General features: G+C 69.0%; 9 protein-coding genes and 1 pseudogene. 1 reads left to right on the forward strand and 9 read right to left on the reverse strand.

The window, feature by feature from the left end:
- Positions 1-79: 79 nt before the first annotated feature.
- Positions 80-3,994 carry a DNA-directed RNA polymerase subunit beta' gene (locus tag GIS00_RS10770; protein ID WP_322097881.1) on the reverse strand — a complete coding sequence of 1,305 codons (3,915 nt, stop codon included), beginning with the start codon at positions 3,992-3,994 and terminating at the stop codon, positions 80-82.
- 200 nt (positions 3,995-4,194) lie between these two features.
- Positions 4,195-7,616: pseudogene (gene rpoB / locus GIS00_RS10775) on the reverse strand (DNA-directed RNA polymerase subunit beta); the annotation flags it as partial.
- 1,166 nt (positions 7,617-8,782) lie between these two features.
- Between rpoB and GIS00_RS10780 the strand changes: the two are divergent.
- Positions 8,783-9,169 (forward strand): VOC family protein, encoded by a 387-nt coding sequence (locus GIS00_RS10780; RefSeq protein WP_154768465.1) that lies wholly within the window; start codon positions 8,783-8,785, stop codon positions 9,167-9,169.
- 150 nt (positions 9,170-9,319) lie between these two features.
- On the opposite strand, the gene GIS00_RS10785 is transcribed toward GIS00_RS10780, so the two are convergent.
- The 7 genes from GIS00_RS10785 to secE form a co-directional block, all read right to left on the reverse strand.
- Complete coding sequence (locus GIS00_RS10785; RefSeq protein WP_154768466.1) at positions 9,320-9,856, reverse strand: hypothetical protein; 537 nt, start codon at positions 9,854-9,856, stop codon at positions 9,320-9,322.
- 570 nt (positions 9,857-10,426) lie between these two features.
- A complete protein-coding gene (gene rplL, locus GIS00_RS10790) occupies positions 10,427-10,819 on the reverse strand; it encodes a 50S ribosomal protein L7/L12 (RefSeq protein ID WP_154768467.1) in 393 nt (130 codons plus the stop codon).
- 117 nt (positions 10,820-10,936) lie between these two features.
- On the reverse strand, positions 10,937-11,512 hold the full coding sequence (gene rplJ / locus GIS00_RS10795) for a 50S ribosomal protein L10 (RefSeq protein ID WP_154768468.1): 576 nt from the start codon (positions 11,510-11,512) through the stop codon (positions 10,937-10,939).
- Positions 11,513-11,967: 455 nt separating this feature from the next.
- On the reverse strand, positions 11,968-12,687 hold the full coding sequence (gene rplA / locus GIS00_RS10800; RefSeq protein WP_154768469.1) for a 50S ribosomal protein L1: 720 nt from the start codon (positions 12,685-12,687) through the stop codon (positions 11,968-11,970).
- Positions 12,688-12,804: 117 nt separating this feature from the next.
- Positions 12,805-13,239, reverse strand: coding sequence for a 50S ribosomal protein L11 (gene rplK, locus GIS00_RS10805; protein ID WP_154768470.1), 435 nt, complete (start codon positions 13,237-13,239; stop codon positions 12,805-12,807).
- A gap of 67 nt (positions 13,240-13,306) precedes the next feature.
- A complete protein-coding gene (gene nusG / locus GIS00_RS10810; RefSeq protein ID WP_154768471.1) occupies positions 13,307-14,161 on the reverse strand; it encodes a transcription termination/antitermination protein NusG in 855 nt (284 codons plus the stop codon).
- Complete coding sequence (secE, locus tag GIS00_RS27495; protein WP_322097832.1) at positions 14,121-14,663, reverse strand: preprotein translocase subunit SecE; 543 nt, start codon at positions 14,661-14,663, stop codon at positions 14,121-14,123. The genes nusG and secE overlap by 41 nt, the downstream gene beginning before the upstream one ends.
- Between the last annotated feature and the right edge of the window lie 42 nt (positions 14,664-14,705).

A 14,705-nucleotide genomic window follows, 5' to 3' on the forward strand; every position in this document is an offset into this window, starting at 1 on the left:
GAACGCCGGACGGGCCGGCCTCCGTGAGGAGACCGGCCCGTCCGGGTGGTTCGTCGACGTGCGGGACGTCGGAGCAGGGTCAGCGGTAGTCGCGGCCCATGTCGTAGTCGTCCAGCGGCACTGCGGCACCCGTGGTGGCACCGAAGGTGTCGGCGCCGTAGTAGGTGTCGTCGAACGAGGACAGGCTGTAGGCCGCGGCCCGCGCCTCCTCGGTCGGCTGCACCTGGATGTCGCGGTACCGGGCGATGCCGGTACCGGCCGGGATCAGCTTGCCGATGATCACGTTCTCCTTCAGGCCCACGAGCTTGTCCGACTTGCCGTTGATGGCGGCGTCGGTGAGCACGCGGGTGGTCTCCTGGAAGGACGCCGCCGACAGCCACGAGTCGGTGGCCAGCGACGCCTTGGTGATGCCCATCAGCGCCGGACGACCGGCTGCGGCCTCGCCACCCTCGGCGAGCACGCGGCGGTTGGTCGCCTCGAACTCCTTGCGCTCGATCACCGCACCCGGCAGGAACTCGGTCGAGCCGGAGTCGATGATCGTGACGCGGCGGAGCATCTGCCGGACGATGACCTCGATGTGCTTGTCGTGGATCGACACGCCCTGCGAGCGGTAGACCTCCTGGGTCTCCCGGACCAGGTGCAGCTGCACCCGGCGGGCACCCATGACGCGCAGCACCTCGTGCGGGTCGACGTTGCCCTCGAGCAGCTGCTGGCCGACCTCGACGTGGTCACCCTCGTCGAGCAGGCGCTCGCTGCCGTCCACGGTGATCGTGGCCAGCCGCTGCGTCTTGGGCAGCTTCGGGTACACGACCTCCTCGGAGCCGTCGTCCGGGACGATGGTGATCGTCAGGAACTTGTCGGCGTCCTCGATCCGGATCCGTCCGGCGGCGTCGGCGATCGGCGCCTTGCCCTTCGGGACCCGGGCCTCGAACAGCTCCTGCACACGCGGCAGACCCTGGGTGATGTCGGAGGAACCCGACGCCGCACCCGTGTGGAAGGTCCGCATGGTCAGCTGGGTACCGGGCTCGCCGATGGACTGCGCCGCGACGACACCCACCGCCTCGCCGACGTCCACCAGCTCGCCGGTGGCCAGGCTGCGGCCGTAGCAGACCGCGCAGGTGCCGATCGCGGCCTCACAGGTGAGGACGGACCGGACCTTGACGTTCTCCACGCCCGCCGCGACGAGGGCCGCGACGTGCTCCTCGCGCAGGTCCGTCCCGGCCGGCACGACCACGGAACCGTCGGTCCCGATCGCGTCCACGGCCAGCACCCGGGCCTGCACCGAGGTCTCGACGAACTCGTCGGCGACCAGCCGGCCGTCGGCCAGCCGCTGCGCGACGGGCTGCTCGACACCGCGCTCGGTGCCGCAGTCCGACTCGCGCACGATGACGTCCTGCGAGACGTCGACCAGACGACGGGTCAGGTAGCCCGACTCCGCCGTACGCAGCGCGGTGTCGGCCAGACCCTTACGGGCCGAGTGGGTGTTGATGAAGTACTCCAGCACCGACAGGCCCTCGCGGAACGAGGCCCGGATCGGACGGGCGATCTGCACGCCCTTGGAGTTGGCCACCACACCCTTCATGCCGGCCAGCGACCGGACCTGGATCCAGTTACCGGCGGCACCCGCGGCGACCAGGTTGTAGATCGGGTTGCCCTTGGGGTACGCGGTCTCGACGGCCTTGCCGATCTCGACGGTCGCGGCCTCCCAGATCTTGACCAGGTCCTCACGACGCTCGTCGCCGGACAGGTTGCCGCGCTGGAACGCCTTCTCGACCTTCTCGGCCTCGAGGTCGTACTTCGCGAGGATGTCCTTCTTGGCGTCCGGGATGATGACGTCGCCGATGGCCACCGTCATCCCCGAGCGGGTCGCCCAGAAGAAGCCGGCCTCCTTCAGCTTGTCCAGCGTCTGCGCCACCACCGACATCGGGTAGTGCTCGGCGAGATCGTTGACGATCGCCGCCTGGCGCTTCTTCGGCATCTCCTCGTTGATGTACGGGTAGCCGTCCGGGAGCAGCTCGTTGAACAGCACCCGGCCCAGGGTGGTCTCCGCGAGGAAGGGCTGGCCCTCCTCGTGGTCCTCCGGCAGCGGCAGGCTGCCCGGGTTGACCCCGGTCAGCCGGATCTTGATCGGCGACCGCACGTCGATCAGGCCCGCGTCGCGCGCCATGATCGCCTCGGCCGGCGAGGAGAACGCCAGCCCGGCGCCCTTGGCCTCGTCGTCCTTGCCGCACAGGTAGTACAGACCGGTGACGAGGTCCAGCGACGGCATGGCCAGCGGCTTGCCGGAGGCCGGGGACAGGATGTTGTTGCTCGAGAGCATCAGCACCCGCGCCTCGGCCTGGGCCTCGGCGGACAGCGGCAGGTGGACCGCCATCTGGTCACCGTCGAAGTCGGCGTTGAACGCGGCACAGACCAGCGGATGCAGCTGGATGGCCTTGCCTTCCACCAGCTGCGGCTCGAAGGCCTGGATGCCCAGGCGGTGCAGCGTCGGCGCACGGTTGAGCATCACCGGGTGCGACCCGATGACCTCCTCCAGCACGTCCCACACCTGCGGCCGCTGACGCTCCACCATCCGCTTGGCGGACTTGATGTTCTGCGCGTGGTTCAGGTCGACCAGCCGCTTCATGACGAACGGCTTGAACAGCTCGAGCGCCATCAGCTTCGGCAGACCGCACTGGTGCAGCTGCAGCTGCGGGCCGACCACGATGACCGAACGGCCCGAGTAGTCGACACGCTTGCCGAGCAGGTTCTGGCGGAACCGGCCCTGCTTGCCCTTGAGCAGGTCGGACAGCGACTTCAGCGGGCGGTTGCCCGGGCCGGTCACCGGCCGGCCGCGGCGGCCGTTGTCGAACAGCGCGTCGACGGCCTCCTGCAGCATCCGCTTCTCGTTGTTCACGATGATCTCGGGCGCGCCGAGGTCGATCAGTCGCTTCAACCGGTTGTTGCGGTTGATCACCCGGCGGTACAGGTCGTTGAGGTCGGAGGTCGCGAAGCGGCCACCGTCCAGCTGCACCATCGGCCGCAGCTCCGGCGGGATCACCGGTACGCAGTCGAGCACCATGCCCAGCGGCGAGTTGCCGGTGGTCTGGAACGCGGCGACGACCTTGAGGCGCTTGATCGCGCGGATCTTGCGCTGGCCCTTGCCGTTCTTGATGGTGTCGCGCAGCGACTCGGACTCCGCGTCGATGTCGAAGTCCTTGATGATCTTCTGCAGCGCCTCGGCACCCATGCCACCGGTGAAGTAGTCACCGAAGCGGTCCTCGAGCTCGCGGTAGATCAGCTCGTCGATGATCAGATCGCGGACCTTGAGCTTGCGGAAGGCGTCGAGCACCTCGTCGAGGCGGTCGATCTCACGCTGCGCGCGGTCGCGGATCTGCCGCATCTCCCGCTCGCCGCCCTCGCGCACCTTGCGGCGCACGTCGGACTTCGCACCCTCGGCCTCGAGCTCGGCCAGGTCGGACTCGAGCTTCTTGGAGCGCGCGTCGAGGTCCGCGTCACGCGCGTTCTCGACGTTCTTGCGCTCCACCGACATCTCGGCCTCGATGGTCGGCAGGTCGTTGTGCCGGGCCGTCTCGTCGACCGAGGTGATCAGGTAGGCCGCGAAGTAGATGATCTTCTCGAGATCCTTCGGGGCCAGGTCGAGCAGGTAGCCCAGGCGCGAGGGAACACCCTTGAAGTACCAGATGTGGGTGACCGGAGCGGCCAGCTCGATGTGGCCCATCCGCTCGCGACGCACCTTGGCGCGGGTGACCTCGACGCCGCAGCGCTCGCAGATGATGCCCTTGAACCGGACACGCTTGTACTTGCCGCAGGCGCACTCCCAGTCACGGGTGGGGCCGAAGATCTTCTCGCAGAAGAGCCCGTCCTTCTCCGGCTTGAGGGTGCGGTAGTTGATCGTCTCGGGCTTCTTGACCTCGCCGTGGGACCACGCGCGGATGTCGTCCGCGTTGGCGAGGCCGATACGCAACTCGTCGAAGAAGTTGACGTCGAGCACTGGTTGCACGTCCCTTTGTGTCGTGTGTCTGTGGCCGGATCCCGGTTGCTGCACCGGGTCCCGGCCGGGGTGGGATCGCGTGGATCCCGGGGGCCTGCTGATCCCGGGCGATCCGGGCCCCGAGGAGTGGGGCCCGGACCGCCGCGGGGGCTCCGAGAGGCAACTGCCCCGGCCGGCGGTTCGCACCGCCGGCGCGGAGGTCAGTTGACCAGGTCGTCCACCGAGGCGGACTCGTTGCGGGAGAGGTTGATGCCGAGGTTGGCGGCAGCTCGCTCGAGGTCGTCGTCGTCGCTGTCGCGCATCTCGATGGCGACACCGTCGCTGGACAGCACCTCGACGTTCAGGCACAGGGCCTGGAGCTCCTTGAGGAGCACCTTGAACGACTCGGGGATGCCCGGCTCGGGGATGTTCTCGCCCTTGACGATGGCCTCGTACACCTTCACCCGGCCGACGATGTCGTCCGACTTGATGGTGAGCAGCTCCTGCAGCGTGTAGGCGGCGCCGTAGGCCTGCATGGCCCAGCACTCCATCTCGCCGAACCGCTGACCGCCGAACTGCGCCTTACCACCCAGCGGCTGCTGCGTGATCATCGAGTACGGGCCGGTCGAGCGGGCGTGGATCTTGTCGTCCACCAGGTGCAGCAGCTTGATGATGTACATGTAGCCGACGGCCACCGGGTACGGGAACGGCTCGCCGGAGCGGCCGTCGAACAGCGTCGCCTTGCCGTCGGTGGAGACCATCCGCTGGCCGTCCCGGTTCGGGATGGTGGAGTCCAGCAGACCGGCGATCTCCTCCTCGGAGGCACCGTCGAACACCGGGGTCGCGGTCCGGGTGAACGGATCCGCGGTCCGGGCCAGTTCACCGATGCTCTTCGCCCAGTCGGGGTCGCCGTCGATGCTCCAGCCCTGGCTGGCCACCCAGCCCAGGTGGGTCTCCAGGATCTGGCCGACGTTCATCCGTCGCGGCACGCCGTGCGGGTTCAGGATGATGTCGACCGGAGTGCCGTCCGGCAGGAAGGGCATGTCCTCGACCGGCAGGATCTTGCCGATGACGCCCTTGTTGCCGTGGCGGCCGGCGAGCTTGTCGCCGTCCTGGATCTTCCGCTTCTGGGCCACGTAGACGCGGACCAGCTCGTTGACGCCCGGGGGCAGCTCGGCGCCGTCGTCGTCCCGGGAGAAGACCCGGATGCCGATGACCTTGCCGGTCTCGCCGTGGGGCACCTTGAGGGAGGTGTCGCGGACCTCGCGGGCCTTCTCGCCGAAGATCGCGCGCAGCAGCCGCTCCTCGGGGGTCAGCTCGGTCTCGCCCTTCGGAGTGACCTTGCCGACCAGCACGTCGCCGTCCTGGACCTCGGCGCCGATGCGGATGATGCCGCGCTCGTCGAGATCCGCCAGCACCTCCTCGGAGACGTTCGGGATGTCCCGGGTGATCTCCTCCGGCCCCAGCTTGGTGTCGCGGGCATCGATCTCGTGCTCCTCGATGTGGATCGAGGTCAGCACGTCGTCCTGGACGATGCGCTGAGAGAGGATGATCGCGTCCTCGTAGTTGTGGCCCTCCCACGGCATGATCGCCAGCAGCAGGTTCTTGCCGAGGGCCATCTCGCCGCCCTCGGTGCACGGGCCGTCGGCGATGACCTGGCCGACCTCGACCCGCATGCCCTCCTCGACGATCGGCTTCTGGTTGAAGCTGGTCCCCTGGTTGGAGCGGCGGAACTTGTGCAGCCGGTAGGTGCGGTGGGTGCCGTCGTCGGCCATGACCGAGATGTAGTCGGCGGTGGCCTCCTCGACCACACCCGCCTTCTCCGCCACCACGACGTCACCGGCGTCGACGGCCGCGCGGGCCTCCATGCCGGTGCCGACCAGCGGCGACTCGCTGCGCAGCAGCGGGACCGACTGGCGCTGCATGTTGGCGCCCATCAGCGCACGGTTCGCCTCGTCGTGCTCCAGGAACGGGATCATCGCGGTCGCGACGGACACCGTCTGGCGCGGGGAGACGTCCATGTACTGGACCTCGTCGGCGCCGACCTGGTCGACCTCGCCGCCCTTGCGGCGGACGAGCACCCGGTCCTCGAGGAAGGCGCCGGTCGTCAGGTTCGTCCGGGCGTTGGCCTGGGCGATGACGAAACGGTCCTCCTCGTCGGCGGTCAGGTAGTCGATCTGGTCGGTGACCTTGCCGTCGACGACCTTGCGGTACGGCGTCTCGATGAACCCGAAGGGGTTCACCCGGGCGAAGGTCGACAGCGAACCGATGAGGCCGATGTTCGGGCCCTCAGGGGTCTCGATCGGGCACATGCGGCCGTAGTGCGACGGGTGCACGTCACGGACCTCGAGCGAGGCGCGGTCACGCGACAGACCGCCCGGGCCGAGCGCGGACAACCGGCGCTTGTGGGTCAGACCGGCGAGCGGGTTGGTCTGGTCCATGAACTGCGACAGCTGGCTGGTGCCGAAGAACTCCTTGATGGAGGCGACGACCGGCCGGATGTTGATCAGGGTCTGCGGCGTGATCGCCTCGACGTCCTGGGTGGTCATCCGCTCGCGGACGACGCGCTCCATACGGGACAGGCCGACCCTGATCTGGTTCTGGATCAGCTCGCCCACGGTGCGCAGCCGGCGGTTGCCGAAGTGGTCGATGTCGTCGGTGCCGACCGGCAGGTCCTGACCACGGACGGTCCAGGACTCCTGGCCGTCGTGCAGGCGCAGCAGGTACTCGACGACGGCGACCAGGTCGTCCTCGGTGAGGGTGCCGACGTTGGTCTGGATGTTCAGACCCAGCTTCTTGTTCAGCTTGTACCGGCCGACCTTGGCCAGGTCGTAGCGCTTGTCCTTGAAGAACAGGTTCTCCAGCAGGGCCTGCGCCGACTCCTTGGTCGGCGGCTCGCCCGGACGCAGCTTGCGGTAGATGTCGAGCAGCGCCTCGTCGACGCCGGCGATGTGGTCCTTCTCCAGGGTGGCCAGCAGGACCGGCGACCAGGCGAACTTCTCCCGGATGCGGTCGGCGTCCCAGCCCAGCGCCTTCAGCAGCACGGTGACCGGCTGGCGGCGCTTGCGGTCGATGCGGACACCGATGGTGTCGCGCTTGTCGATGTCGAACTCGAGCCAGGCACCCCGCGACGGGATGACCTTGACCGCGAAGACCTCCTTGCCGGCGGTCTTGTCCAGGGTGCGGTCGAAGTACACACCCGGGGAACGCACCAGCTGCGAGACGACGACGCGCTCGGTGCCGTTGATGATGAAGGTGCCCTTGCTGGTCATCATGGGGAAGTCACCCATGAAGACGGTCTGGGACTTGATCTCACCGGTCTCGTTGTTCATGAACTCGGCGGTGACGAAGAGCGGCGCCGAGTAGGTCATGTCCTTGTCCCGGCACTCCTCCTCGTTCGCCTTGACCTCGTCGAAACGGGGATCCATGAAGGACAGGGAGAGGTTGCCCGCGAAATCCTCGATCGGGGAGATCTCGGCCAGGATCTCGTCCAGACCGCTGGGGGTCGGACCGTCCTGGCGGTCGCGCCACGCCTGGGCGCCGACGAGCCACTCGAACGATTCGGTCTGCAGTGCGAGGAGATTGGGGACTTCCAGGGGCTCACGGAGCTTTCCGAAGCTGACCCGCTGGGTGGTGCCGGAGGTGGTGCCGGTGACTGCCAAGATGCGTCCTTCCGAGGACTCGGTCGCGGTCTGCGGCATCGGACCCGGTCGGCCGGAGGTGCTTCCGGTGGGGTGTCGGGTCGTGCCGCCTGCTGCTGGGTGGTGCTGGTACTGCTCGGTGCTGGTACTGCTCGGTGCGGGTGGTGCCTGCTGCTGGTGTCGCTGGGTCGTGCATCGTGCTGGGTGGTGCGGCGGTGCTGGGTCCTGCTCGCGCCCCCGCCCGTTCTCCCTGATCAGTGCCCTTCCGACCGGCAGAATTCAGGACCGGTGGGAGCGGACGGGGATCGGGCAGCGCAAAGAAGGCAGCGCAAACACGCAGCTTAGCAGCTCAGGGCACGCCTATCAAGACGTACCCTTCACGACTCGCAGAACGGGGCGGCTCCCGGAAAACCATCAGGAGCCGACTTCCCGTCGCGTCGCGACTTCGGAAGGGACTTCGGCCCGCCATATGGCCGACGTCGTAGGGAAAGAGTGGCCCCAGCGGGGCGATCCGTCAAGCACCATCGCCCGGTTCTCCCCCGAAGTGTGGACAACTTCCCTGTTCGGGGCGGTGCCGCGGCGTGTCCTCACGCGTGAGGCGGGCAGCGGCTGTTGCCCGGGTGCTCTTGTCGATCGAGGGCCGGCCGATCGGGCGCCGGTGTGCCGGGCGCGACCGGCCCGGGGCGCCCGGCCCGGCCGGGGCCTGCCGCACGCGGCAGAGGTGCCACCGCCCGACCCGCGTGTCGGCGCCCGGCCCCGACAGGAGCGCGGCCCTGCCGGATCCGGTGCGAACAGCCACGGCCCACGTGGCCTGCAGCAACGGATCGCGAATCGCCGCGCACCGAAGTCCGGGCAGGGTCTCCCGGATCGGCGAGCGGCGACGGGCCCGACCACGACCGCCCCCGGCCCCACCGGATCCGGTGCGAACAGCCACGGCCCACGTGGCCGCCGGCAACGGATCGCTGATCCGTCGCGACCACGCGACGGCGGACGTCGACCTTCGGTCCGGATGCCGAGGCTGATGACCCGCCGCCGGCGCCACCCGCTCCCGCCCACACGGACTTGCCACCGACCCGGGTGCAGTCCCCCACCGCACCGCACGCTCACTGCGAGCGGACGAGCAGCGGCCCGCCGGGCGACTGTCGGTGGCGGGGGTCAGGATGTCGGCATGATCGATCACTTCGGCATCCAGGCCGCCGACGTCGCGGCCTCCGCGCAGTTCTACTCGACGGTCTTCGCGCCGATCGGGATCACCGAGGCGGTGCGCTTCCCGACCGGTCCCGGTCCGGAAGCCGGTCTGGTGGTGGGGTTCTCGGGCAGGTCCGGTCCGCCGGACTTCTGGCTGAGCCCGGGCGACGGCCCCACCCGGGAGAGCCACTTCGCGTTCGCCGCCGGCGGCCGGGACGAGGTCGACGCCGTCCATCAGGCCGCGCTCGACGCGGGCGTCGAGGTGCTGCACGCGCCCCGCGAGTGGCCCGAGTACCACCCCGGCTACTACGCCGTTTTCCTGCGTGATCCCGACGGCCACAACGTCGAAACCGTCCACCACGGCTGACTGCGACCGGGTCCGAGCAGGCCCGCGTGGTCAGGGCACGCGGATCCAGCCGGGCAACCGGAACCCGAGCCGCGGTGTCCGAGGTGTTCACGTCGAGGGCCGACCGGTCCGCGGGTGCCGGCGCTCGCCGTTCCCCGGTGCGGCGGATCATCACGGCACGACGATCAGCCGGGGCGGCTCCATCTTCCGTTGTTCCGGGGATTCGGAGACCTGGAAGTTGGCGACCACCGTGATCCCGTCGCCCGCGGGGAACCGGAAGGAGCCGGCCAACCGGTGCTCGTGGACCGAGAAGCTGACGGTCGCCTCCTTGTCCTCGAATTGGGCGACGACGTCCGGCGGGAGCTGGAGCAGCCGGGCCAGGCCCGCAGCATCAGCAGCCGCCTGCACGCTGCGACCGCCTCCCGTGGTCCCCGGCTCCACCTGCAGGATGTCCACCAGCTCCTCGAGAGCAGCCGGATTCGGGAACACCGAGTTCGGGTCGCAGATGCCCGAGTCCTCGCGGGCCTCCTCCACCGGTACCTCCAGGAAGTACCCCTCAGGCATCAGCTCGACCGGATATCCCAGCTCTTCGACCGCGAGACCCAGGGCGAAGCAGCGATCCTCGGTCCAGATCCAGTACCGGTCCCCCGCAGGAGAGTGCCGCGACGAGTCCGCGGACACCGGCGTGCCGTCGGCCCCGAAGTTCACTGTCGAATTCAGGCCCGCCGTCTTCCCGCCGGGCAGGTATGCGATCAGCTGCGTGTGGATGTTAGCGGCGCCGTCGAGCAACCCGAGCACCGAGGTTCGCCAGTCGAGATCCGCCGACGTCGATGAGGACGGGCCTGAGGACGGGGCTGAGAACGAGGATGATGACTGCGGGACGTGCGTCCCGTCCGATGTCGCACCCGTCGCCGGAGCAGTCGACGAGGGTGACGAGGTGGATGCCGGCACTGACGTGGTCGACGACGAGAAGGTGTGGGGCACAGCATCTGTCGTCGACTGCGACGCCATCGCCGCGGACGACGCGGCCGGCAAGGTCCCTCCCCCGCTCACGGCGGAGGAGCAGCCGGCGAGGACGGCCACCCCCAGAACCAGACCCAGCACTGCACCCGCCATGCGTCCGCGCATGATTCCCCCGTTCACCCGTTCGGCCGCAAGTATCGCACGGCACTCCCGATCGACGCCCGGGAACGCCGCAGGGCGGGCATCCGGATCGGATGCCCGCCCTGCGGGGACTGCTGTCGTCCGCTCAGCGGACGGGACGCGCGAGGCGCAAGGTCACTTGACGGTGGCCTTGGCTCCGGCCTCCTCGAGCTTCGCCTTGGCGGCCTCGGCCTGCTCCTTGGCGACCTTCTCCAGGATCGGCTTCGGCGCGGCGTCGACCAGATCCTTGGCCTCCTTCAGGCCCAGCCCGGAAACGATCTCGCGGACGGCCTTGATGACCTGGACCTTCTTGTCACCAGCAGCCTCGAGGATGACGTCGAACTCGTCCTGCTCCTCGGCGGCCTCGGCCGGAGCGCCACCGGCCGGGCCGGCCGGGCCGGCAACGGCAACCGGGGCGGCGGCGGTGACGCCGAAGGTCTCCTCGAACTGCTTCACGAACTCGGAGAGCTCGATGAGGGTGAGCTCCTTGAAGGCATCCAGCAGCTCGTCAGTGCTCAGCTTCGCCATGATGGCGTCCTTTCGTAGCAACCCCGCCGGGTCGAACCGGTGGGGAAAGGGTGGTACCGGTCTGATCCGACCGGGGTGGTGGCCGCACTCCCGACGGGAGCGCGACCGGTGGTCGGATCAGGCCTCGACGGCCTGCTCCTCCTGCGCGGCTTCGGCCGGAGCCTCGCCCGCAGAGTTCTTCTCCTGCAGTGCCGCAGCGAGCTGCGCCATCTTCGACGGCAGCGCGTTGAGGACCACGGCCGCCTTGGTGAGCGTGCCGAGCATCGCGCCGGCCAGCTTGGCCAGCAGGACGTCACGGGACTCCAGGTCGGCCAGCTTGGTGACCTCGGCGGCGTCCAGTGCCTTGCCGTCCAGCAGACCGCCCTTGATCACCAGCAGCGGGTTGGCCTTGGCGAAGTCGCGGAGCGCCTTCGCGGCATCGACCGGCTCGCCGTTGATGAAGGCCACGGCCGTCGGACCGGTGAACAGGTCGTCCAGACCCTCCACGCCGGCATCGGCAGCTGCACGCTTGACCAGCGTGTTCTTGGCGACGGTGTACGACGTGTCGCCACCCAGCGAGCGACGCAGCGTGGTGAGCTGCGCCATGGTCAGGCCGCGGTACTCGGTGACGACCGCTGCGCTCGAGGTACGGAACTGATCCGCGATCTCGGCGACGGTGCCGACCTTCTCGCTCTTCTTGCTCGACCCTGCCATCTCGCCTCCTTCCTCTTGCGTCGGGACGGACACCGGCAACTGCCGGCGCCCACCACCTCGGGCATCGGAGGGGAGAGACGACGAACGCCCCGGCGCAAGCGGCACGGGGCGTCATGATCGGGGCATGCCCCGACGAACCTCGTCCTCCTGCGTGGGCCGTCCGGAATCCGGAACCTTCACCCGATCACCCGCGAGGCGGGCAGCCGGGAGCCGACGGTCTTCGGTGGAACGTCGACCAGAGTAGCAGCGAGCGGCCCACCAGCCCAATCCCGGAACGCCGGTGTTCCATGACGAGCGGGGCGCCCTCCGGCGCACCACTGCGTGACGGGCGCACGACCACGAAGGTCCCGACATCGACCCACCCGGGTGCCCGGGCTCCGCGACCCGGGAACGCAGCAGGACCCCGGCTCGAGAGCCGGGGTCCTGCTGGGCGTGCTGCTGTGTTGCCGGACCGATCAGGCGGTCTCGGCGACCTCGAGCAGGTTGCGGGTGACCGCCGGGTCGACCGGGATCCCCGGGCCCATGGTGGTGCTGAAGAAGATCTTCTTCAGGTACCGGCCCTTGGCGGCCGACGGCTTGGCCCGCAGGATCTCGTCCAGCGCGGCGGCGTAGTTCTCGACCAGCTTCTCGGTCGGGAAGGACACCTTGCCGATGACCAGGTGCAGGTTCGCAGCCCGGTCGACGCGGAAGTTGATCTTGCCGCCCTTGATGTCGGACACGGCCTTGGTCACGTCGGCCGTGACGGTGCCGGTCTTCGGGTTCGGCATCAGACCGCGGGGCCCCAGCACCCGGGCGATCCGGCCGACCTTGGCCATCTGGTCCGGCGTCGCGATCGCGGCGTCGAAGTCGAGCCAACCACCCTGGATGCGGGCGATCAGGTCGTCCGAGCCCACGGCGTCCGCGCCGGCGGCCTCGGCCTCGGCGGCCTTGTCACCGACCGCGAACACGATGACGCGGGCGGTCTTGCCCGTGCCGTGCGGCAGGTTGACGGTGCCACGGACCATCTGGTCGGCCTTGCGCGGGTCGACACCCAGCTGCATGGCGACCTCGACGGTGGCGTCCTGGCCCTTGGTGGTGCTGGTCTTCTGCGCGAGCGCGGCTGCGGCGAGCGGCGCGTACAGGTTCTCGCGGTCGACCAGTGCTGCGGCGGCCTTGTAGGCCTTCGAGCGCTTCATCTCTTCTCCTCGTACTGCGGTGAACGGAGTTCGTGGTCATCGGGCCTGCGCAGGCCCTCCCACTCCGGCGGACGGGATCGTCCGCCGGTCGAACGGTGCTGGTGGTGCGGCTTCTCGTCAGTCCTTGACGATGATGCCCATGGAACGGGCGGTGCCGGCGATGATCTTCGCGGCGGCGTCCACGTCGTTGGCGTTGAGGTCGACCTTCTTGATCTCGGCGATCTCCTTGACCTGGGCCATGGTGATCGTCGCGACCTTGGTGGTGTGCGGCGTGCCGGAGCCCTTCTCCACACCGGCGGCCTTGAGCAGCAGGCGGGCGGCGGGCGAGGTCTTCAGCTTGAAGTCGAACGACCGATCCTCGTAGACCGAGATCTCGACCGGCACGACCTCGCCGCGCTGCGACTCGGTCGCGGCGTTGTAGGCCTTGCAGAACTCCATGATGTTGACGCCGTGCTGGCCGAGCGCCGGGCCGACCGGCGGGGCCGGGTTGGCCATGCCGGCCTTGATCTGCAGCTTGATGATCGCTGCAAGCTTCTTCTTCTTGGGAGGCATTTCTTTCTTCCTCGTCGTCTGGGTGATGGTGCATCCGGGCCTGTACCCCGGACGTTCTCTCCCCGGGTCAGATCTTGGCGACCTGGGTGAAGTTGAGTTCGACCGGCGTCTCGCGGCCGAAGATGGAGACCAGCACCTTGAGCTTCTGCGCGTCGGCGTTGACCTCGTTGATGGTGGCCGGGAGCGTCGCGAACGGGCCGTCCATGACGGTCACCGACTCGCCGATCGAGAAGTCGACCTCGATCTTCGGGCCGGTGCTGGTCTCGCCGGACTCGGTGACCGTGGTGGCGGCCTTCTTCGCCGGGGCCGGGGCCAGGATCTTGGCGACCTCGTCCACCGACAGCGGCGACGGCCGCTGCGCGGTGGCGCCGACGAAACCGGTGACGCCCGGGGTGTTCCGGACTGCGCTCCAGGAGCCGTCGGTCAGGTCCATCCGGACCAGGATGTAGCCCGGGTAGACCTTGCGCTGGACCTGCTTGCGCTGGCCGTTCTTGATCTCGGTGACCTCTTCGGTCGGGACCTCGATCTGGAAGATGTAGTCCTCCATGTCGAGCGACTTGATCCGGGTCTCGAGGTTGGTCTTGACCTTGTTCTCGTAGCCCGCGTAGGAGTGCACGACGTACCACTCACCGACGGCGCGGCGCAGCGAGGCCTTGAGCTCCGCGATCGGGTCGAGCTCCTCCTCCGCGACCTCCGCCTCGGCGGGTGCGTCGGTGGCAGCCTCGTCGACCGGCTCGGCCTCGACGACGGCAACGGTGGTCTCGTCGCCGTCGGTCAGCACGACCTCGTCCAGCTCGTCGGCCGGGCGGCTCTCGTCTGCGGTGCTCACCTGTCTGCTCTCTTCCTGTGCTTCGTTCGGACTGCTGGTGTGGGGCGCGGCGTCAGCCGAAGATGCCCAGCACGCCCCTGGCGAACAGCACATCCAGACCGGCCACCAGCGCGACCATGAACACCACGAACACGATCACGACGATCGTGTACGTCACCATCTGGTTCCGGTGCGGCCAGATGACCTTGCGGAGCTCGGCCACCACCTCCCGGAGGAAGCGGAGCAGCCGGGCGAAGATCGAACCCCGGACGTCGGCGTCGGCACCCTGACGTCGGGTGGCGACACCCTTCGCCGCGGTGGTGCCCGCCCGGACCGCCGCCGAACGCCGGGCCGCGGCCCGCGCGGATCCGGCGGAGGCACCGACCAGGGCGCCTTCGCGCTCGCCGTCGGTGTCGTCCGCATCGTCCTGCTCGGCCGCGTCCGCGGCGTCACCGGACTTGCCCAGGTCGACGGTCTCGACGACCTCGACCTCTTCGACCACCAGCTCCTCGTCGGCCGATCCCGAAGAATCCGAGACCGAGGAATCGGACCCAGCTGAATCCGACACCGAAGGATCCGAGGACTCCTCGCGGTCGTCGCCGGGCTTCTCGCTCACACGTCCCTCGTTCCATGGTCCGGCCACCGCGATCCGGCGGGC

It is taken from the genome of Nakamurella alba (assembly GCF_009707545.1).
Lineage (GTDB): Bacteria > Actinomycetota > Actinomycetes > Mycobacteriales > Nakamurellaceae > Nakamurella > Nakamurella alba.

What these genes read in the sequence shown, in the direction of transcription:
- rplJ (WP_154768468.1), bottom strand. Translation starts at nt 11,512, where the DNA reads ATGGCAGGGTCGAGCAAGAAGAGCGAGAAGGTCGGCACCGTCGCCGAG.
- nusG (WP_154768471.1), bottom strand. Translation starts at nt 14,161, where the DNA reads ATGTGCTGTTCGCCAGGGGCGTGCTGGGCATCTTCGGCTGACGCCGCG.
- rplA (WP_154768469.1), bottom strand. Translation starts at nt 12,687, where the DNA reads ATGAAGCGCTCGAAGGCCTACAAGGCCGCCGCAGCACTGGTCGACCGC.
- GIS00_RS10780 (WP_154768465.1), top strand. Translation starts at nt 8,783, where the DNA reads ATGATCGATCACTTCGGCATCCAGGCCGCCGACGTCGCGGCCTCCGCG.
- rplL (WP_154768467.1), bottom strand. Translation starts at nt 10,819, where the DNA reads ATGGCGAAGCTGAGCACTGACGAGCTGCTGGATGCCTTCAAGGAGCTC.
- rplK (WP_154768470.1), bottom strand. Translation starts at nt 13,239, where the DNA reads ATGCCTCCCAAGAAGAAGAAGCTTGCAGCGATCATCAAGCTGCAGATC.